The 19,877-nt window shown below is 60.1% G+C and carries 15 protein-coding genes and 2 tRNA genes; 8 read left to right on the top strand and 9 right to left on the bottom strand.

Annotated elements, in window-relative coordinates; translation table 11 throughout:
* Positions 1 to 61: 61 nt before the first annotated feature.
* Both C9383_RS21080 and recJ read left to right on the top strand, forming a co-directional pair.
* On the top strand, positions 62 to 604 hold the full coding sequence (locus tag C9383_RS21080) for a YaeQ family protein (RefSeq protein WP_090368781.1): 543 nt from the start codon (positions 62 to 64) through the stop codon (positions 602 to 604).
* 51 nt (positions 605 to 655) lie between these two features.
* Complete coding sequence (gene recJ / locus C9383_RS21075; protein ID WP_060754264.1) at positions 656 to 2,365, top strand: single-stranded-DNA-specific exonuclease RecJ; 1,710 nt, start codon at positions 656 to 658, stop codon at positions 2,363 to 2,365.
* Positions 2,366 to 2,496: 131 nt separating this feature from the next.
* Here recJ and C9383_RS21070 read toward each other — a convergent pair whose 3' ends face one another.
* The 4 genes from C9383_RS21070 to C9383_RS21055 form a co-directional block, all read right to left on the bottom strand.
* Complete coding sequence (locus C9383_RS21070; RefSeq protein WP_060754263.1) at positions 2,497 to 3,783, bottom strand: virulence factor family protein; 1,287 nt, start codon at positions 3,781 to 3,783, stop codon at positions 2,497 to 2,499.
* Positions 3,783 to 6,425 carry a bifunctional lysylphosphatidylglycerol flippase/synthetase MprF gene (gene mprF, locus C9383_RS21065; RefSeq protein ID WP_090368783.1) on the bottom strand — a complete coding sequence of 881 codons (2,643 nt, stop codon included), beginning with the start codon at positions 6,423 to 6,425 and terminating at the stop codon, positions 3,783 to 3,785. The genes C9383_RS21070 and mprF overlap by 1 nt, the downstream gene beginning before the upstream one ends.
* 279 nt (positions 6,426 to 6,704) lie before the next feature.
* Positions 6,705 to 6,781 (bottom strand) — tRNA-Met (locus tag C9383_RS21060).
* 359 nt (positions 6,782 to 7,140) lie between these two features.
* Positions 7,141 to 7,217 (bottom strand) — tRNA-Met (locus C9383_RS21055).
* 279 nt (positions 7,218 to 7,496) lie between these two features.
* Between C9383_RS21055 and dinB the strand changes: the two genes are divergently transcribed.
* Positions 7,497 to 8,555 (top strand): DNA polymerase IV, encoded by a 1,059-nt coding sequence (dinB, locus tag C9383_RS21050; protein WP_090368785.1) that lies wholly within the window; start codon positions 7,497 to 7,499, stop codon positions 8,553 to 8,555.
* Positions 8,556 to 8,685: 130 nt separating this feature from the next.
* Here the strand turns inward: dinB and C9383_RS21045 are convergent, their stop codons facing one another.
* The 4 genes from C9383_RS21045 to C9383_RS21030 form a co-directional block, all read right to left on the bottom strand.
* On the bottom strand, positions 8,686 to 9,639 hold the full coding sequence (locus C9383_RS21045) for a hypothetical protein (protein ID WP_060754260.1): 954 nt from the start codon (positions 9,637 to 9,639) through the stop codon (positions 8,686 to 8,688).
* A gap of 20 nt (positions 9,640 to 9,659) precedes the next feature.
* On the bottom strand, positions 9,660 to 11,375 hold the full coding sequence (locus C9383_RS21040) for a proline--tRNA ligase (protein WP_090368787.1): 1,716 nt from the start codon (positions 11,373 to 11,375) through the stop codon (positions 9,660 to 9,662).
* Positions 11,376 to 11,574: 199 nt separating this feature from the next.
* Entirely contained in the window at positions 11,575 to 13,107 is a 1,533-nt protein-coding gene (locus C9383_RS21035) for an AmpG family muropeptide MFS transporter (protein ID WP_060754258.1), read from the bottom strand.
* A gap of 43 nt (positions 13,108 to 13,150) precedes the next feature.
* Positions 13,151 to 13,465 (bottom strand): MGMT family protein, encoded by a 315-nt coding sequence (locus C9383_RS21030; protein WP_232965689.1) that lies wholly within the window; start codon positions 13,463 to 13,465, stop codon positions 13,151 to 13,153.
* A gap of 192 nt (positions 13,466 to 13,657) precedes the next feature.
* Here C9383_RS21030 and C9383_RS21025 point away from each other — a divergent pair, with 192 nt between their 5' ends.
* The 5 genes from C9383_RS21025 (at position 13,658) to groL (ending at position 18,293) form a co-directional block, all read left to right on the top strand.
* Positions 13,658 to 14,665, top strand: a complete 1,008-nt coding sequence (locus tag C9383_RS21025) for a DUF481 domain-containing protein (protein ID WP_090368791.1) — start codon at positions 13,658 to 13,660, stop codon at positions 14,663 to 14,665.
* Positions 14,666 to 14,780: 115 nt separating this feature from the next.
* Positions 14,781 to 15,512 carry a HugZ family pyridoxamine 5'-phosphate oxidase gene (locus tag C9383_RS21020; RefSeq protein ID WP_090368793.1) on the top strand — a complete coding sequence of 244 codons (732 nt, stop codon included), beginning with the start codon at positions 14,781 to 14,783 and terminating at the stop codon, positions 15,510 to 15,512.
* A gap of 66 nt (positions 15,513 to 15,578) precedes the next feature.
* A complete protein-coding gene (locus tag C9383_RS21015; protein ID WP_060754254.1) occupies positions 15,579 to 16,055 on the top strand; it encodes an FxsA family protein in 477 nt (158 codons plus the stop codon).
* A gap of 247 nt (positions 16,056 to 16,302) precedes the next feature.
* Positions 16,303 to 16,596, top strand: coding sequence for a co-chaperone GroES (locus C9383_RS21010; protein WP_003227685.1), 294 nt, complete (start codon positions 16,303 to 16,305; stop codon positions 16,594 to 16,596).
* Between the two features lie 50 nt (positions 16,597 to 16,646).
* On the top strand, positions 16,647 to 18,293 hold the full coding sequence (gene groL, locus C9383_RS21005; protein WP_060754252.1) for a chaperonin GroEL: 1,647 nt from the start codon (positions 16,647 to 16,649) through the stop codon (positions 18,291 to 18,293).
* A 74-nt stretch (positions 18,294 to 18,367) separates the two neighbouring features.
* Here groL and C9383_RS21000 read toward each other — a convergent pair whose 3' ends face one another.
* Complete coding sequence (locus tag C9383_RS21000; RefSeq protein ID WP_090368795.1) at positions 18,368 to 19,795, bottom strand: family 8 glycosyl hydrolase; 1,428 nt, start codon at positions 19,793 to 19,795, stop codon at positions 18,368 to 18,370.
* Positions 19,796 to 19,877: the final 82 nt, after the last annotated feature.

The raw sequence follows: 19,877 nt of genomic DNA, 5'->3' as shown, positions 1-19,877 counted from the left end.
GTTGAATGCCCCTCGCATCGGGTAGACTGGCAACCTTTCCCAGTCTACTAGAAGCCCGTTCATGGCCCAGCCGTCCACGACCTACAAATTCGAACTCAACCTCACCGACCTTGACCGTTCGGTGTACGAAAACGTCAAGCAGACCATTGCCCGCCACCCTTCGGAAACCGAAGAACGCATGACTGTACGCCTGCTGGCCTATGCCCTCTGGTACAACGAACAGTTGACGTTTGGCCGCGGTCTGTCAGATGTAGACGAGCCGGCCCTGTGGGAAAAAAGTCTGGATGACCGTGTTCTGCACTGGATAGAAGTCGGCCAACCCGACGCCGACCGCCTGACCTGGTGTTCACGCCGTACCGAGCGCACCAGCCTTTTGGCCTATGGCAGCCTGCGTGTGTGGGAAGGCAAGGTGGTCCCGGTGGCGAACAACCTGAAGAACGTAAATATCGCGGCCGTGCCGCAGGACGTCCTCGAGACCCTGGCCAAGGACATGCCCCGCGTTATCAAGTGGGACGTGATGATCAGCGAAGGCACGATGTTCGTCACCGACGACCGTGGGCAGCACGAAGTGCAATTGCAATGGCTCGCCGGCGAGCGCGGTTGAAAACAAGCCAGCCAGTTCCTCATTTACCCAAAGAGATTTTCCAAGCGTCCCATGCGTATCGATCCTCGCCCGTTGCCTGCTGTCCTGCCGTTTCTCGGTGACTTGCCACCGTTGTTGACCCGTCTGTACGCCGCACGCGGGGTGCAGTCGCAAGCCGAGCTGGACAAGAGCCTGGCGCGGTTGATTCCCTACCAGCAGCTCAAGGGCATCGACGCGGCGGTAGACCTGTTGGTGACGGCCCTGGAGCAGCGCCAGCGCATCCTGATCGTCGGTGACTTCGATGCCGACGGCGCCACGGCCAGCACCGTGGGCACCCTGGGCCTGCGTCTGCTGGGGGCGGCCCATGTGGATTACCTGGTGCCGAACCGATTCGAGTATGGGTACGGTTTGACCCCGGAAATTGTCCAAGTGGCGCTGCAGCGTCAGCCGCAGTTGCTGATTACCGTGGACAACGGCATTTCCAGCGTCGAAGGTGTGGCGGCGGCGAAGGCGGCGGGTTTGAAGGTGCTGGTCACTGACCACCACTTGCCCGGGGATGAGTTGCCGGCGGCGGATGCCATCGTCAACCCGAACCAGCCGGGCTGCGAGTTTCCCAGCAAGGCGCTGGCCGGCGTAGGGGTGATCTTTTACGTATTGATGGCCCTGCGCGCCCGTTTGCGCAGCCTGGGCTGGTACGACAGCCAGCCGCAACCGAATATCGGTGAATTGCTCGACCTCGTGGCCCTGGGCAGTGTCGCCGACGTGGTGCCGTTGGATGCCAATAATCGCATCCTGGTGCATCAGGGGTTGGAGCGTATCCGTGCCGGTCGCGCCCGGCCGGGGATCAAGGCGATCCTCGAAGTCGCCAAGCGTGATCACGCGCGCATTACGTCCACCGACCTCGGTTTTATCCTGGGGCCACGGCTCAACGCTGCCGGGCGCCTGGATGACATGAGCCTGGGCATTGAGTGCCTGCTCACGAGCGACTTTGCCGCGGCACGGGAAATGGCTGCGCAACTCGATGGCATGAACCAGGACCGCAAATCCATTGAGCAAGGCATGCAGCGCGAGGCGCTGGCTCAGCTCAAGGACTTGCCGGTGGAGTCGATGCCTTATGGCTTGTGTCTGTTCGACCCGGAGTGGCACCAGGGGGTCATCGGCATTCTGGCGTCACGCATGAAAGAACGCTATTTCCGCCCGACCATCGCTTTTGCCGATGCCGGTGATGGGCTGCTCAAGGGCTCTGGGCGCTCCGTACAGGGTTTTCATATCCGTGATGCCTTGGCCGTCGTGGCGAGCCAGCATCCCAACCTGATCACCAAATACGGCGGCCACGCCATGGCGGCTGGCCTGACGTTGCCCGAGGCGAATTTCCCACTGTTTGCCCAAGCGTTTGATGCTGAAGTACGTCGGCAACTGCGTGAAGAAGACCTTACGGGGCGCCTGCTGTCTGACGGCACGCTGGCGGTGGAAGAATTTCATCTGGAGCTGGCACGCGCACTGCGACATGCCGGGCCTTGGGGGCAACACTTCCCGGAGCCGTTGTTTCACGGGGTGTTCCAGTTGGTGGAGCAGCGTGTGGTCGGTGAGCGGCACCTGAAAGTAGTGCTCAAGAGCGAATGTGGGTCGGTGAAGCTTGATGGCATTGCGTTTGGTGTGGACCGAGAGGTCTGGCCGAACCCGAGCGTGCGTTGGGTTGAGTTGGCCTACAAGCTGGATGTGAACGAGTTTCGAGGCAATGAAACTGTGCAGTTGATGATTGCACACATAGAACCGCGCTAGATCCGAGCCCCCCAAAAACAACTGTGGGAGGGGGCTTGCTCCCGATTACGGTATGTCAGTCAACGATGATGTGACTGACTTGCCGCTATCGGGAGCAAGCCCCCTCCCACAGTTTGTTGGGTGTAAAGAAGTTACTCGGTTTTGTCCTTGGCCTGGTGCTTCACGATGATATCCACCAGGCGCTTGGCCAGTGCCGGGTAGTTCTCATCAAAGTGATGCCCGCCTGGCAGCTTCACGGCTTCGCCCACGGCAGTCTTGTCGGTGCAGCCGCTCTCGTCGACTTCTTCGGCGCCGTAGATGCACACCACTTTGTCAGCCGGCAGCTTGGCCATTTCCGGGCCGGTAGCGGCTTCTTTGCCCGCGTTGCCCAGCCAGCCTTCCACTTCGATTTCAAAGCTGCCGGTACGTGCGAAGGCCAGCAGGATGATCGCGTCAACGCGTTGCTGTTCGTTTTCCGGCATGCGGTTATAGATGGCAGGCAGCACATCGGCACCGAACGAGTAGCCGGTCAGTACGAAGCGCTTGGTGCCCCACTTCTGCCGGTAGTGTTGCATCAGTTCGGTGAGGTCCTTGGCGCTTTGCTCAGGGGTCTTGTGCTGCCAGTAGTAGCGCAGGGTGTCGATACCGACCACCGGGTAGCCGATCTTGGCCATTTCACCGGCTACGTCGCGGTCCAGGTCGCGCCAGCCGCCATCACCGGAGAGGAACAGGGTGACGGTGTCCTTGGCTTGGCCGGCCGGCACTTCAACCACGGGAATCGCCAGGCCGCCGTTGTCCGAACCCACCAGTTGCTTGCGCAGTTCGTTGTTCAGCACTTGTGGGTAGTGAATGTCGTAGTCGCTGATGCTGGTGGTCGCGCGCGGGGTATCACGTACGAAACTGGCGCTCTCGTCGTCGGGGTTGTCGTTCCAGGCCACCAGCCAGTTGCCATGGGCGGCGGTTTTCGGCAGCGGGTCCTTGCAACCTTCCTGCACTAAAGCGAAACCGACGGAGATGGCGTTGGCCTTGTCATCGTTCTGTGTGGCGAGCCAGCGCCATGCCAGTGCCGCACCCGGGCCGATACCGCTGACCAGGGTCGCCGGGCCTTTAAGCTGGCCCAGAGCGCTTTGCAGCGCTTGTTCCTGCAACGTGCAGTCGCCCTTTGGCAGGATGACCTGAACGATTTGTGCCTTGCCGCCCTGGCTCAGGGCAATCAGCTGGCTGTCGCTCAGGACTTCATCGGCCAGTACGGCCACCGCCACGCGGGCTTTCGGTGTGCCGTTGGGGGTTACGCGGGTCATCACCGAACCATCGGCCTGAGGCAATTGTTCCAGGATCGGTTGCGGGGCAGGGCGGTTCCAGTACCAATAGCCACCGCCTGCAATCAGGACGAGCAGCACTACGATGGCCAATACATACCGCCAGGAGCGTCGAATCATCAGCGTTTCACCAATCCAGTCAAGCCGCCTGCAATCAGGGCGGCGGTATCGGCCAGTGCCACCAGCGGATCAAGTCCTGCGGGCACGGCCATGTAACGGGGTTCCCAGTCGGGCTGGAACTTGTCTTTGAAGCGGCGCAAACCTTGGAAGTTATACAGTTGCTCGCCACGACGGAACACCATCGAACCCAGACGCTGGGTCAGCGGGGCACCGCGGCGTGGTTGCAAGCCTGACAAGGGCACCATGCCGAGGCTGAAGCGGGCGTAGTCATGGTTCTTATAGTGTTGAATCAGGCCAACCATCATGAATTCCATGGTCAGCTTGGGCGCGTCGGGGTGGGCGCGCATCAGGTCGAGGCTGGCCAGGTCGTGGTTGTAAGTCTCGAGCAGGTTGGCGAAGGCCACCGGGCGCCCTTCGAAGCGGACGATCGCAATTCTGAAGTGCTTGAGGTAGTCGTCGCTGAAGCGTCCCAGGGAGAAGCCTTTTTCCCGTACGTTCTTGCCGGTCAGCCAGGCATCGGAGATGACTTTGAGTTCATCCATCGGGGCCTGGCCCTGATCGAAGATCTCCAGGGACAAGCCGTCCCGGGTGCCACGGTTCCAGGTGTAGCGCAGGTCCTTCATCTCTTTGCCCTTGGCTTCCAGGTCAAAGCGTTTCAGGTCGACGCGGGCCTCTTCGCCCAGCTTGATCGCGGTGAGGCCGATATCCATGTAGTACGGCAGGTTCTCGGCACGTACCTGATAGAACACCGGGCGGGCATGATGGATGTCGCACAGGTCGCGGAACTGCCAGATCATTTCGGCGCGCGGCTGGGTCGGCCCGATCGGATCATACAAGGCCACCAGGCTGCGTCCGCGACGGGCGTACATCAGGAAGGCTTCGTCGTTGGGGTGGAACAGCAACGCCTTGTCGCCGGTCAGCGCCAGGCCGCCGTCGGGCTGGGAGGAGGCCATCAGGATCCTGGTGGCGCGTTCCAGTTCATCCGGTGTCGGCAAGTGAATGATCGGGCGTGCGGTACGCAGCAACCAGGTCAGTGAGACGATCACCAGCAGCACCGCCGCGCCCAGCAGCGAGCGCAGGCCGCGTGGGGCGTTGGCATCCAGGGTGAATTGCCACCACAGCTGGTGGCTGTAAGGCACGTCTTGATAGGCGAACAGCAGCAGCCAGATCGAGGCCCCCAGCACGCACACGCTGGCCACCAGGTACAGCGGCGAGAACGGCAGTTCGGTCAAGCGGCTGGCGCGGTAGAACGAACGACGGAAGATCGCCAGCAGCACGGCGGTCATGATCATCAGGCTGGCTTCTTCCCAGTCGAAGCCTTTGAGCAGAGAGAGCAGGGCGCCGGTCAACAGCAGCACCATGGTCAGCATCCAGGCGGCGGACAAGCGTCGGCGCAAGCCCTGGGCGAGCAGCAGGCACAGTACGCCGATCAGGCTGGCACCAAAGTGCGAGGCGTCAATCAGACGGTGGGGAATCAGGAAGCCGATGTTTTCCAGGCGTGAGTCGATTTCCGGGGTTGCGCCGGAAAACAGCAGGACCACGCCGGACAAAAAAACCAGTACGGCCAGTACGGGAGCCGCGAGACCGGATGCCACCCGCAGGCTCTGCTGGGTCTGGAACAGGCGTTGGGCTTCGTTGACCAGCAGGAAGATACAGGCGATCAACAGCGGCAGTACCACGTAGATCATGCGGTACAAGAGCAAGGCTGCCGCCAGCGGTGCCGCGCCGAGTTTGTCGGCGAACGCGGCCAGCAGGATGGCTTCGAACACGCCGACACCACCCGGTACATGGCTGAGCACGCCTGCGGCCAGGGCCAGCAGGTACACCAGCAGGAACGGGCCAAACGGCGGAGCTTCCGGCAACAGCATATAAAGGACGGTCGCGGCAGCGGCGACGTCCAATGCGGTAATGATCAATTGCAGGAAGGTCAGGCGACGGCCTGGCAGGCGCAAGGTACGACGCCCGGCCTTGACCAGCAGATTGTCCGGGTAAGGCTGTTCGGGCAGGCGGCGGCGATAAATGCCGATGCACAGCACCGCCGACAGCACCAGTACCGCGCCAGCAATACCGCCCAGCAAGCTTTGCGGCAAATGCAGGTAGGTGGACGCCGCCGGCAAGTTGCTCAGCGTGGCCAATGCGGCCAGCGGTGGCAGGGCGGTGCCCAGGGCCAGGCTGGCGAACACGGTCATGTGGGCGACTTCAGTGGCCCCGATACCGTGGCGGGCATATAAACGATAGCGCACCGATCCGCCCGAGAGCATCGACAGGCCAATGGCATTGCCGATGGCAAAGGCGGTGAAGCCGCCCATGGCCAGGGTTTTGGCGGGCAGTGTCACGCCGGCATAGCGTGCGCCGGAAAATTCATAGCCCAATAGAATGATAAAGCCGGCGACCGCTGCGGCAAACGCACCCAGCAGCGCCGGCTTTGGCACTTCCAAGATCGAGTCGTGGAGGGCGTACAGGTCCAGTTCCAGCAACAGGTGTCGGCAGGCGATCAGGGCGATTGCGAACAGCAACAGGGTGACGGCCAGCCCGATGGGTTGGCGGTACTTGCTCAACAGATCTATCCAGCGCAAGCGGGTGGGTGGGATCGGTTGTTCTGCTGTGACGGTGTCTTGTGGTTCAGACGAGTTGGCGCGCATCAATCACCTCGTGGATCGTGCGCGACAGGATGGAGGTATCGAGCCAAGTTACCAATCCCTATGGACAAAATAATTACAAATATTAACGCGTATCGCCGGGAGCGGCGACTGCGGCCATTGGTCGTAGAGGGTCTTGCTTGAGTACTGAGCATAGCTTGCAATGACATGGACTCTGCAAACCGTGTACGGTTTCATGAAAGATGCCATGCCATTGTTTCAGAAGAACTTTTTCACAGGATACAAAAAAGGCCACTCTTTCGAGTGGCCTTTCTTGATATTTGGTTGCGGGAGCCGGATTTGAACCGACGACCTTCGGGTTATGAGCCCGACGAGCTACCAGGCTGCTCCATCCCGCGTCTGTGGGCGGCATTCTACAGTCCAGCGACGAGGTGTCAACCGTTAATGGGCTAATGAGTCAAATAAGTGTGAATCAGCCGCTCGGGCTGGCCTAAGTCCGCGATTGAAAACGCTTTGTAGTGAGCGGGCTTGCCCCGCGCTGGGTGGCGCAGCCGCCCTAGATCCAGCCACCTCGGTCTTTCTGAAATCGCGCGGCGTCCTTGTTGGGGCGGCTGCGCCACCCAGCGCGGGGCAAGCCCGCTCACTACAGGGGAGGCGTTTTGCCCTGGCAGCGCGTAGTGAAGTTCATGCGGGATTGAGAAGGAAAAATCAGCACGCACAAAAAAGGCCACTCTTTCGAGTAGCCTTTCTTGATGTTTGGTTGCGGGAGCCGGATTTGAACCGACGACCTTCGGGTTATGAGCCCGACGAGCTACCAGACTGCTCCATCCCGCGTCTGTGGGTCGGCATTCTACAGAGGAATGTCACCGTGTCAACCCGTGATTCTAAAAAAAGCGCTTGTGGTTCAATCGGTTAGCTCTGAAAAGTCAGCTCTGGATGGGCGCGGGGCCAGTCTGGCCGAGGCTTTCAGCTCTATTGGGGCGCTGGATTCGATTGAGAAAATAAATTCCTTTGTGAGATTTCCTACCGCTCAAACGGAAGTTTCAAACTACTGGTGCTATATACAGTAACGAATGCGATACTGACCACCCGTTGGGCCACACCCCCGTTTATATGACGCAGCGCAAAATCATCCACATCGACTGTGATTGCTTCTACGCCGCCATTGAGATGCGTGACGACCCGAGCCTGGCCCAAAAGCCCCTGGCCGTGGGGGGCTCCGCCGATCGCCGGGGCGTGATCGCTACCTGTAACTATGAAGCTCGGGCGTACGGGGTGCGTTCCGCGATGTCGTCACGCCACGCCCTGAAATTGTGCCCCGACCTGACCATCGTCAAGCCGCGTATGGATGCCTATAAGGAAGCGTCGAAGGAAATCCAGGCGATCTTTCGTGACTACACCGACCTGATCGAACCGCTGTCGCTGGACGAAGCCTACCTGGACGTCTCCGACAGCCCGCATTTTGGCGGCAGCGCCACACGTATAGCCCAGGACATTCGTCGCCGCGTCTCCAACCAATTGCACATCACTGTGTCGGCCGGCGTAGCGCCGAACAAGTTTCTGGCGAAGATCGCCAGCGATTGGAAGAAGCCCAACGGTCTGTTTGTGATCACCCCAGACCAGGTCGAAGATTTTGTTTCCCAGTTGCGGGTAAACAAGTTGCATGGTGTGGGCAAGGTGACGGCCGACAAATTGGCGCGCCTGGGCATTGAGGACTGCCTGCAACTACGCGAGTGGAACAAGCTGGCGCTGGTGCGCGAATTCGGCAGTTTTGGTGAGCGGCTTTGGAGCCTTGCGCGTGGGATCGATGACCGCGTGGTACACAACGACAGCCGTCGGCAATCCATCAGTGTGGAAAATACCTACGATGTGGACCTGCCGGATCTCTCAAGTTGTCTGGCAAAACTCCCTGAGCTGATGGAAACCCTGGCCGGGCGCATGGCGCGCATCGACAGCAGCTACCGTGCAGGCAAGCCGTTCGTTAAGGTGAAATTTCATGACTTTACCCAGACGACCTTGGAGCAGGCGGGGGCAGGGCGGGATCTGGAGAGTTATCAACAGCTGCTGACGCAGGCGTTCAATCGGGGTGGGAAACCGGTGCGCTTGCTCGGTATAGGTGTGCGCTTACTGGACTTGAGCGGTGGCAACGAGCAATTAGAGTTCTCCTGGTAAACACCGGGAGCAGCATGTGGAAGGGGGCTTGCTCCCGATTGCGGTCTATCAGTTAGCTTATGCATAGCTGACACACTGCTCTCGGGAGCAAGCCCCCTCCCACATTTGGATCTACATTGGCCCAGGAATATCAGCGAGTCCCAGGATCTGCGACAAGTCGCCCCGCATCCTTGGTCAGTGCCTGCAGGAATTCCTGCTGCAATTCAGGATCATTGCGGGTCAGCTCGATCAGGCTTTGCTCCAGCTCACTGGCTTCTTCTTCCAGGCCCAGCTCTGACAGACGCTTGACGCGATGCACCCACTGGTTGACTTCGTCGTCTTCCAGGTCGTCGTAAATCAGGCCATGGGCTTCGAGCAACTTGCTGCGCAGAGTGCTGCTGATCGCCAAGGTGGAGTCTGAGTGCACGTCGTCCTGGCCATCTTCGACGCTGATTTTCAGGGTGCTGATCCGGTTCAGGTCTTGCTCGGCAAACGGACTGTCCAACAGGTTCAGGCGCAAGACGCCGTTGCGGTCGGTGGTCAATTCATGGGTTTGCTTGCCGGCGGTGACTTGTACCGGGCGTTCGCTCCAGGGCAGGCTCGAATATTCCAGGCGCTTGTCGCGCTGGACTTCATCGATACCCGCCAGGTTCTGTTGCGCACGGCCATGGGATTGCACGTTCATGAACGGGTTGATGCCGTCCACGCCGTAGCTCAGCCAGTCGCGGGTCATGCTGGTGGGCAGGTTGCCGAGGGCGAAGATGTTCGCCACGTTGGCTCCCGCGCCCGCCACCAGGGCTACCGCGCCCAAAGGCATCTCGTAGACCTTGCGCCAGGGTTGATAGGGGGTATAGCGATCGTAACGGCGGGTCACTTCGAATTCGGTGACCTCAAAGGTCTTTTGCTCGTGAATCCGAACCCGGCGTTGCGGCAGTTCCAGCACTTTGGGCTCGCCTACATCGATCTGCAGGCTGTGGTCGAGCAACTTGCGCTCGATCCGCTCCTCGTGCTCACTGCGCTGCGACATATGGTTGGCACAGCCGCTGACCAGCAGGGCACCGCACAAGGCGGCGCCCCCCAGGGCTCTGGTGTTTCGCTTGAACATGACTTCTCTTGATCTGGTTTTCAGCGACGAATACGCGCCTGAAGGAAAGACAGCACGTCAGCCACCGGCAACGGTTGGGCTTCGGCTTCGGTCCGGCTCTTGTATTCCAGATTGCCATCAGCCAGGCCGCGGTCACTAACCACGATCCGGTGTGGGATGCCAATCAGCTCCATGTCGGCGAACTTGATGCCCGGGCTGGTCTTCTTGTCCCGGTCATCCAGCAGCACTTCGAAGCCGGCCGCCGTCAGTTCGGCGTACAGCTTGTCGGTGGCTTCGCGTACTTGCTCGGTTTCATAACGCAGCGGCACCAGGGCGATCTGGAACGGCGCAAGGGCGTCACTCCAGATGATGCCTTTCTCGTCGTTGTTCTGCTCGATGGCAGCGGCCACCACGCGCGAAACGCCAATGCCGTAGCAGCCCATTTCCAGGGTGATCGGCTTACCGTTCTCGCCCAGTACTTCGCACTTCATCGCCTTGCTGTACTTGTTGCCCAGCTGGAAGATGTGCCCGACTTCGATGCCGCGCTTGATTTCCAGGGTGCCCTTGCCGTCCGGGCTTGGGTCGCCGGCAACAACGTTGCGCAGGTCAGCCACGGTCGGAACCGGCAGGTCACGTTCCCAGTTCACGCCAAAGTAGTGCTTGTCGTCGATGTTCGCGCCAATACCGAAGTCGCTCATCAGCTCGACCGAGCGGTCGATGATGATCGGCAGCGGCAGGTTCAGCGGGCCGAGCGAGCCGGCGCCGGCGCCAATCGCGTCGCGCAGTTCGGCATCGGTGGCCATGACCAGTGGGCTGGCGACGCCAGGTTGCTGGGCCGCCTTGATTTCGTTGAGTTCGTGGTCACCACGGATCACCAGCGCAATCAGCTTGCCTTCTTCTTCGGCGCGCACGATCAGGGTCTTGATGGTCTTTTCAATCGGCAGATTGAATTTTTCCACCAGGGCCGCGATGGTCTTGGTGTCCGGGGTGTCCACCAGGCGCAGTTCTTCAGTCGGTGCCGGGCGCGAGGTTTCGCGTGGCACGGCTTCGGCTTTCTCGATGTTTGCCGCGTAGTCCGAACCGTTGCTGAATACGATATCGTCTTCGCCGGACTCGGCCAGCACATGGAACTCATGGGAGCCGGCACCGCCGATGGAGCCGTTGTCGGCTTCGACCGGGCGGAACTTCAGGCCCAGGCGCGTGAACACGTTGCAATAGGCCGTGTGCATGCGGTCGTAGGTGACCTGCAGGGACGCCTGGTCGGCGTGGAACGAATAGGCGTCCTTCATGATGAATTCGCGGCCGCGCATCAAACCGAAGCGTGGGCGGATTTCGTCACGGAATTTGGTCTGGATCTGATACAGGTTCAGCGGCAGCTGCTTGTAGCTGCTCAGCTCGTTGCGCATCAGGTCGGTGATCACTTCTTCGTGGGTCGGGCCGGCGCAGAAGTCGCGACCATGGCGATCCTTGAAGCGCAGCAACTCAGGGCCATACTCTTCCCAGCGCCCGGATTCCTGCCACAGCTCAGCCGGTTGGGTGCTCGGCATCAACACTTCCAGAGACCCGGCGGCGTTCATTTCTTCACGAACGATGGCTTCGACCTTGCGCATCACCTTCAAGCCCATGGGCAGCCAGGTATACAGGCCGGAGGCCAGTTTGCGGATCATGCCGGCGCGCAGCATCAACTGATGGCTGATCACAACCGCGTCGGAAGGCGTTTCTTTCTGTGTGGCGAGCAAATATTGACTGGTACGCATGGTAGGCCGTTGTCGGTTGCTTGGACTTGAAATGACTTGGGATTGTACGGGCGTGAGCCGCCGCCGTACAGGTATCAGAATAAAGGGCTGTCTGTAGTGAGGGAGCTTGCTCCCGTTCGACTGCGCAGCAGTCGCCCGCTTTTTTTTGAGGGCGCTGCGCACCCCACCGGGGGCAAGCGCCCTCGCCACGGAGTGCTTGTCAGTCTTCTACTGGAGGACTCAACCGCGCCCGTCGACTTTCCTGAAACCAGTGCAACGCAATCAGGAACAACGTCGGTACACCCAACAGGCAGGTGATGATAAAGAAGTTGTGATAACCGAACTTCTCCACCATCACGCCGGAGTACCCGCCAATCAGGCGCGGCAGCAACAGCATGATCGAACTGAGCAGCGCATATTGGGTGGCGGAGAACTTGAGGTTGGTCAGGCTCGACAGATAGGCGACAAACGCCGAAGTGGCCAGGCCCGAGCTGAAGTTATCCAGGGAAATGGTGAAGATCAGCATCTGCAGGTCCGGGCCCATATCGGCCAGCATCACGAACAGCAGGTTGGTCGCAGCCGAAGCCGCGCCGCCGATAAACAGGATCGGCAAGATACCGAAACGCACAATCAGCAGGCCGCCCATGCCGGCGCCGAGCAGGGTCATGATCAGGCCGAAGATCTTGCTGACCCCGGCAATCTGGTCCTTGGTGAAGCCCTGGTCGATATAGAACACGTTGGCCATCACGCCCATCACGGTGTCGGACATGCGATAGGTCGCGATCAGCCCGAGCAGCAGCAACGCCTGCCAACGGTAGCGCAGGATAAAGTCGTTGACCGGTGTCAGCACCGGCGCCAGGCCGCGGCGGCCCATGGTCGACAGGCACAGGGTGGTGAGCAGGATATAGAGGATGGCACGCAGGAAGGCGCGATCTTCCATCAACAGCTCCCACAGGGTGACGCCGTGGAACAACACGCTGGCGAAATCGGTGTTGTACAGCTGGGTGAACATCGCCGGGACCGACACCAGCAGCACGATCAAGACGAATACCGAGACCAGTTGGTGCGAGAAGCTGTAGCGGCCGGCCTGCAGTTGGGTACGCAGCGGCACATCGGGTTCGCGCATGAACAAGGTGGTCAGGAGTGCCGGGATCATCAGCACGCCGAACATGACATAGGTGCCGGTCCAGGCCGAATGCTTATAGTTGAAGCCGGTAGAGCCGAAACCTTCGGCAAAAAACAGCGCGCCGGCTGTGGCCAGCAACGCCGCAATGCGATAACCGGACATGTAGCTGGCGGCCAGTGCGGCCTGGCGGCTGTCGTCGGCGATTTCCAGGCGATAGGCATCTACGGCGATGTCCTGGGTGGCCGAGGCGAAGGCCACGATCACCGCAATGGCGATCAACCAGGACAGGTGTTTTTGCGGGTCGCAGAACCCCATGCCAATCAATCCGAGGATCACCAGCGACTGGGCAAGCACCAGCCACGAACGGCGGCGCCCCAGTTTTCCGAGGAGCGGCAGGCGCCATTGGTCGAGCAGCGGTGACCAGACCCATTTAAAGGCGTAGGCCAAGCCGATCAGGCTCGCATAACCGATGGTCTCGCGGGCCACACCGGCCTCGCGCAGCCATACGGAAAGCGTCGAGAACACCAACATGTAAGGCAAGCCGGCGGCGAAGCCGAGCAACAACAGCACCAACGTCGAAGGGCTGGCATAGGCGGCGAGCGCGGCGCGCCAGGTTTTACGGGGCATGGGCTGGAATCTGCCTCAGATTTGCGGAAACAAAGCGCGCACTCTAACCGCTGTGCTCTACCGGGCGCCAGCCATGACGCTGAATATCAACGCGATTGTTCAGGATGCTGACACCTTCGCTGCGTAAACGCGCACGTTGTTCGTCACCTGAAGCACTGCCCACCGGCAGACTTATCCGACCACCGGCGCCCAGCACGCGATGCCAGGGCAGTCGAGTGTCTTCGGGCAGTTGGCTGAGGGTGCGCCCCACCCAGCGTGCCGCCCGACCCAGGCCGGCCAGGCGCGCCAATTCGCCGTAACTCACGACACAACCTTGCGGGACTTGCGCCAGCGTCAGGTACAGCGCGGTACGGCGCATCTCGGCGGGGCTTTGTGGCGTATCGGCAGGTGGATTCACTGTGGATATATCCGTTGAGATCTTCGCGTATTTGTAAGAAACGTCTGTAAACATGGCGATGAGAATTGAACTCAATATAAATCCTTGAGTCAGTCGTAGCTATCTAACACGATAGCGCCCTTTTTTCGCCAACCTCGAGCCCCGAATCTGCTTATGTTGTCCAGAACCCTGCTGTGCCTTGCTGTTTTAAGCGCCTCCACCCCTTTGCTCGCCGACACCGTGTGGTTGAAGAACGGCGACCGGCTGACCGGCAAGATCAAAGTCTTCGACGGCGGCAAATTGCTGATCCAGACAGACTACGCCGGCTCGATCCCGGTGGACTGGAAGCAGGTGAAAACCCTGGAGAGCGATCAGGAATTGCTGGTCAAGCAGGACGCCTATACCGGTGAGAAAGCCAAGTCGCTGAAGGCCGCAGACGATGGAAAGGTGGTCCTGGCCAACGGTGAAGCGCCCAAGACCGTGGACCTGGCGAGCATCCAGCAGATCATCAAACCCAAGCCGGTGATCGAGGACCTGGTGTGGAAGGGCAATGTCGACCTGGCGCTGGACTACAAGCGTGCCGACAAAGACACTAACGATTACGACATTGACTTCAAGACCACCGCCCGGCACGGCCAGTGGCGTCATACCGGGAAGGGTGAGTACAACCGCGAGTTCCAGGACGACGTCACCACCACCGACAACTGGGCCCTGGAATATGACCTGGACCGCTTCATCACCGAACATTGGTTCTGGCAGGGCCGCCTTACCTACAAGCGCGACAAGGTGGAAGACCTGGCGCGGCAACGCACCGTGGGTACCGGCCCCGGCTACCAGTTCTGGGATGATGAGCTGGGTGCATTCTCCCTCGGCTCCCTGGTCAACCGTACCGATTACGAATATGCCGACGGCGGCAAGGACAACTTCTACTCCCTGGCCATGAAGTGGAACTACAACCGCTACTTGGTGGGCAAGACCGTTGAGTTCTTCACCAGCGGTGAATTGGGCAAGCCGCTGGCCGGGCCGTCCGAATACTCCGTGGATGCGCAAATGGGCCTGCGCTACAAAGTCACCGAGTGGGCTTCGCTCAATCTCAAGGCCGAGCGCGACATTATCAGTGGCGATTCGGAAAGCAGCTTGAGCAAGACGCGCTACACCGCGGGCTTTGGCGTGGCCTGGTAACCCACACGGCAAAAGCTGCCGGGGCGGCGCTGGCAACCTGCGCGGATATTGATTACCTTGTGTTGAGATCCATTCCCATGTGCCATGGGCGACCGAATACCCGAGGAGTCATACGTTGAGCGCGCACGTTGCCAAGAACGCCCGAGAGCTGTTGCTCAAGGAATACCGTGGGGCTCTCTCCACACTGTCCAAAGCCATGCCCGGCTTCCCTTTCGGTTCGGTCGTGCCTTATTGCCTGGACGAGCAGGGCCGCCCGCTGATCCTGATCAGCCGCATCGCCCAGCACACCCATAACCTGCACAAGGACCCGAAATGCTCGCTGCTGGTGGGTGAGCGCGAGGCCGATGACGTGCAGGCCGTCGGGCGCCTGACCTACCTGGCCGAAGCCGAGCAACTGGACGATCAGGCGGCGATCGACGCGGCGGCCGAACGTTATTACCGCTACTTCCCCGAATCGGCCAACTACCACAAGGCCCATGATTTTGATTTCTGGGTACTCAAGCCGGTACGCCACCGTTATATCGGTGGTTTTGGCGCGATTCACTGGGTCGACCAGTTGACCCTGGCCAACCCCTTCGCGGGCAAGGCTGAGCGCAGCATGATCGAGCACATGAACAGCGATCACACCAAGGCGATTGCCCATTACGTCGACCTGGCCGGTTTGCCGACGTCCGAGCCTGCGCAATTGGTCGGTATCGATAGTGAAGGCATGCACCTGCGCATCGGCCAAGCGTTGCATTGGTTGCCGTTTGCCGAGCCTTGTAATACTCCGACACAAGTGCGCGAGGCCTTGGTTTCATTGGCTCACGCCGAGGTCTGGCCGAAAAAAGCAGCGGCCGGCGCTTGAATTCACGAAATGGCGACGTCATCTAAGGTGGACTAGCAAGGCATTCTTGCGTTGAGGAACCATTTGATGCGCCCTTTTTTATTGCTCTTTCTGCTGTTCCCGGTGCTGGAGCTGTTCGTATTCGTTCAAGTCAGCAGCGCAATCGGGTTTTTCCCGGCGTTGTTGCTGATTATTGCCGGCTCGATGCTCGGCGTCCTGGTACTGCGCGTCGCGGGCCTGGCTACGGCCCTGCGTGCCCGTGAAAGCCTGAATCGCGGCGAGTTGCCGGCCCAGACCATGCTCGAAGGCTTGATGATGGCCCTGGCCGGTGGCCTGTTGATCCTGCCGGGCTTTGTCAGCGACGTGGTCGGCCTGGTCATGCTGCTGCCGTTCACCCGCAAGCTGCTGGCCGGCAAGATGCGCCAGCGCGCCGAAGAGGCTGCGATTCGCCAGCGTGCCTTCGCCGATGACCTGCAACCCCGTGGCGGTCCGGCTCCGCGCCAGCCCCTGGGGCGTGAAGGTGACGTGATCGAAGGCGAGTTCGAACACCGCGACTCCAAATAAGCGCTTTATCGGCACGGCACCTTCGGGTGCCGTGTTGCTTTTACCCGACCGTAGACACAAAAAATTTCATTCATGGCCCCTTGTAATAAGCCCAGGCGCCCTTATGTAACGGTCACCGCAAGGTTTCTGGTGGCGACACCAGACAGACTTCAGCGGTTTGCTTTGCGAACCGCGACCGGCTCCGCCGGAATTTAACCCGCCGGAATTGATACCGGCCGATGAAAAACACAATTAGGAGAGATCGACAATGAAGCTTCGTCCTCTGCACGACCGCGTCGTAATCCGTCGCAGCGAAGAAGAAAAGAAAACCGCTGGCGGTATCGTTCTGCCAGGTTCGGCTGCTGAAAAAGCCAACCACGGTGTAATCGTCGCTGCGGGCCCAGGCAAGACTCTGGAAAACGGTGAAGTACGTGCGCTGGCCGTTAAAGTCGGTGACAAGGTTGTTTTCGGCCCTTACTCCGGTAGCAACACTGTGAAAGTTGACGGCGAAGACCTGCTGGTGATGGCTGAGAACGAGATTCTTGCCGTACTGGAAGGCTGATTTCCCCGCTCATTTTTCCGTTACTCCAAAGAATTTAAGGAATATCGATCATGGCTGCTAAAGAAGTTAAATTCGGCGATTCCGCCCGCAAGAAAATGCTCACCGGTGTCAACGTCCTGGCTGACGCGGTAAAAGCGACCCTGGGCCCGAAAGGCCGTAACGTGATCATCGAGAAGAGCTTCGGCGCTCCGACCATCACCAAGGACGGCGTTTCCGTCGCCAAAGAAATCGAACTGGAAGACCGTTTCGAAAACATGGGCGCGCAGCTGGTCAAAGACGTTGCCTCCCGTGCCAACGATGACGCAGGCGACGGCACCACCACCGCCACCGTTCTGGCTCAGTCGATCGTCAACGAAGGCCTGAAAGCCGTCGCTGCCGGCATGAACCCGATGGACCTGAAGCGCGGTATCGACAAGGCGACCATCGCCATCGTCAAAGAGCTGAAGAACCTGTCCAAGCCTTGCGCTGACTCCAAGGCTATCGCTCAGGTAGGTACCATCTCCGCCAACTCCGACAGCTCCATCGGCGACATCATTGCCGAAGCCATGGAAAAAGTCGGTAAAGAAGGCGTGATCACCGTTGAAGAAGGCACCGGCCTGGAAAACGAACTGTCGGTTGTAGAAGGCATGCAGTTCGACCGTGGCTACCTGTCCCCGTACTTCGTCAACAAGCCGGACACCATGGTTGCCGAGCTGGACAGCCCGCTGATCCTGCTGGTCGACAAGAAGATCTCCAACATCCGCGAAATGCTGCCAGTGCTGGAAGCCGTTGCCAAAGCCGGCCGCCCACTGCTGATCATTTCCGAAGACGTTGAAGGCGAAGCCCTGGCGACGCTGGTTGTGAACAACATGCGTGGCATCGTCAAAGTCGCAGCCGTCAAGGCACCGGGCTTCGGCGACCGTCGCAAGGCCATGCTGCAGGACATCGCCGTCCTGACCGGCGGTACCGTTATCTCCGAAGAGATCGGCCTGAGCCTGGAAAGCGCCACCCTGGAAAACCTGGGTAGCGCCAAGCGCGTGACCATCTCCAAGGAAAACACCATCATCGTTGACGGTGCTGGCGTTGACGGCGACATCGAGTCCCGTATTGCTCAGATCCGTGCCCAGGTTGCTGAAACTTCCTCGGACTACGACCGTGAAAAACTGCAAGAGCGTCTGGCCAAGCTGTCCGGCGGCGTTGCAGTAATCAAGGTTGGCGCTGGTTCCGAAGTTGAAATGAAAGAGAAGAAAGCCCGCGTTGAAGACGCCCTGCACGCAACTCGCGCAGCCGTCGAAGAAGGCGTGGTACCTGGCGGTGGCGTTGCGCTGATCCGCGCGCTGGAAGCCCTGACTGGCCTGACCGGCGACAACGCTGACCAGAATGTCGGTATCGCTGTTCTGCGTCGCGCTGTTGAAGCTCCGATGCGTCAGATCGCTGCCAACTCCGGCGACGAGCCGAGCGTTGTGGTCAACGAAGTCAAGAACGGCAAAGGTAACTACGGTTACAACGCTGCTACTGGCGAATACGGCGACATGATCGAAATGGGCATCCTGGACCCAACCAAGGTAACCCGTTCCGCGCTGCAAGCGGCATCCTCCATCGGCGGTCTGATCCTGACTACCGAAGCGGCTATCGCTGATGCACCGAAGAAAGAAGGCGCAGCTGGCGGCGGTATGCCAGACATGGGCGGCATGGGTGGCATGGGCGGCATGATGTAAGCCAGCCTTACCCGGCACCTGAAAAACCCCGCCTGCAGTGATGCAGGCGGGGTTTTTTTATGCAGCGCCGGCGCTCAGCCTATTGAGCGGCGCCTCAGCAGTTTCTTGAACGTGAACCCCCGTGCCAAGGTCAGTCGGGTACTCGACATGAGGGCCATGGGTTGCGATAGAGCTTGGTCGAGCGGCTGATGAACAGGCAGGTGCGCGGTTCTTTCAGGGGGCGCAGGCCTGGGCCGTTCCCAGTGGCCGGACATGACCACCATCCCCAGCAACTTGAGGGTATTGGCGTAGTAGTCATGGGCCTTGAGTGGACGGTGTTGCAGGTTGTCCCAGATGTTATTGAGCCATGGCTGGTTGCCGGGGCTGATCATGGCGCTGACCCCCAAGGCGGAAATAAACACCGGGTCATCCTGGTCTTCGTCGAATACGCTGCCATCGACCCGGTAGCCGTTGTTGAAAGCGGCGGGCTGATCGCCGGTGATTGTGCGCGCCCAGTGGTTGAACGGAGTCAGGGCCTCCAGTGCGCGTGCGTCGCCGTACATCAGGTAATCCAGGCCGACCCGCCACGGGTAGCGGGCCGCATTCCACGCGTAATCGCCGTCGTGCTTGCCTTCCAGCAGGTCGGCGCGGGCGGGTGTGATTGAGGTGTCGAGGTGGCTGATGAAGTCCGGCAGCAGGGCGCTGCCTGCGCTGTAGCGCTCGGTGAAGGTGTGGATGATCGAGTAGGTTTTGTCACGAACAGCCAGCCAACGCCTGTCACCGGTCATCGCAAAAAAACTGTTGAGGTGCGACTGCATGAAGTCCGAGCTGCGGGTGGCGTATTCAAGCTCGGAATCGCCATCGGTGCCGGCCCAGTCGCCGAGCAGCAGATGATGGGTTCGCGGGTGTACCTCATGGTGCATGATCGCCGCCAGCACTTGGTTGGCTTGGCTGCGGTAGTCAATCGCACCTTGGCTGCCCCACGCCTGGTCAGCCAGCAGCAGGGCGTAGGCGATATCCAGGTCACCGTCGGTGGCGCTGGCGTTGCCGCGGAACCGGCCAGTGGAGTTGCCGCAGCCTTCGACCTGGTTCCAGGCCATCAACCCGGGATCGGATTTGGCCGGGTGGTCTTTGAAATAGCGCACCATGCCGTCAAAGATCTGCTGCGCGTCCGGGTCCTGCTCGGCCATCATCACGCTGAGCAGCATGCCATAGCCGTGGGCTTCGGATACGGTAATGGTGTGCGGGGCGGTGCCGCCGCCCACCGGCTTGCCGTCGGCATTGACCTTGATGAAATAGCGCCCGTTGCCGCATTCGGCGGACAGGTAAAGCGCCTTCCATTCTGTGTAGAACCGGGTCAGTTGCTGGTCCATGACCGCCTGGGGCAGGTGGTTCGGCTTGATCGAGCCGGCGTGGTAAGGCGCCGCTTGGGCAAAAGCCCAGGCATCGCTGACGAACAATGAGCTGGCGGCAATGCACAATGACCCCATCAGCCGGTAAAGGTGCTTTTTCGGGGGACGCATGGGCGGGCTCTCCAACCTGGAATTCAGGTGGCGAGGTTACGGGCGATACGAACTGTTCGCTGTCACAGGCTGTAACACGCGC

The sequence above is a fragment of the Pseudomonas palleroniana genome, from assembly GCF_003031675.1.
Lineage (GTDB): Bacteria > Pseudomonadota > Gammaproteobacteria > Pseudomonadales > Pseudomonadaceae > Aquipseudomonas > Aquipseudomonas palleroniana.
Note: the sequence above shows the minus strand (reverse complement) of the source record. Positions and strands in the feature narration are given on the sequence as shown.

Excerpts from the sequence above, each read along its gene's own strand:
- C9383_RS21080 (WP_090368781.1), top strand. The coding sequence starts at position 62 with ATGGCCCAGCCGTCCACGACCTACAAATTCGAACTCAACCTCACCGAC.
- recJ (WP_060754264.1), top strand. The coding sequence starts at position 656 with ATGCGTATCGATCCTCGCCCGTTGCCTGCTGTCCTGCCGTTTCTCGGT.
- C9383_RS21070 (WP_060754263.1), bottom strand. The coding sequence starts at position 3,783 with ATGATTCGACGCTCCTGGCGGTATGTATTGGCCATCGTAGTGCTGCTC.
- mprF (WP_090368783.1), bottom strand. The coding sequence starts at position 6,425 with ATGCGCGCCAACTCGTCTGAACCACAAGACACCGTCACAGCAGAACAA.
- dinB (WP_090368785.1), top strand. The coding sequence starts at position 7,497 with ATGACGCAGCGCAAAATCATCCACATCGACTGTGATTGCTTCTACGCC.
- C9383_RS21045 (WP_060754260.1), bottom strand. The coding sequence starts at position 9,639 with ATGTTCAAGCGAAACACCAGAGCCCTGGGGGGCGCCGCCTTGTGCGGT.
- C9383_RS21040 (WP_090368787.1), bottom strand. The coding sequence starts at position 11,375 with ATGCGTACCAGTCAATATTTGCTCGCCACACAGAAAGAAACGCCTTCC.
- C9383_RS21035 (WP_060754258.1), bottom strand. The coding sequence starts at position 13,107 with ATGCCCCGTAAAACCTGGCGCGCCGCGCTCGCCGCCTATGCCAGCCCT.
- C9383_RS21030 (WP_232965689.1), bottom strand. The coding sequence starts at position 13,465 with ATGCGCCGTACCGCGCTGTACCTGACGCTGGCGCAAGTCCCGCAAGGT.
- C9383_RS21025 (WP_090368791.1), top strand. The coding sequence starts at position 13,658 with ATGTTGTCCAGAACCCTGCTGTGCCTTGCTGTTTTAAGCGCCTCCACC.
- C9383_RS21015 (WP_060754254.1), top strand. The coding sequence starts at position 15,579 with ATGCGCCCTTTTTTATTGCTCTTTCTGCTGTTCCCGGTGCTGGAGCTG.
- C9383_RS21010 (WP_003227685.1), top strand. The coding sequence starts at position 16,303 with ATGAAGCTTCGTCCTCTGCACGACCGCGTCGTAATCCGTCGCAGCGAA.
- groL (WP_060754252.1), top strand. The coding sequence starts at position 16,647 with ATGGCTGCTAAAGAAGTTAAATTCGGCGATTCCGCCCGCAAGAAAATG.
- C9383_RS21000 (WP_090368795.1), bottom strand. The coding sequence starts at position 19,795 with ATGCGTCCCCCGAAAAAGCACCTTTACCGGCTGATGGGGTCATTGTGC.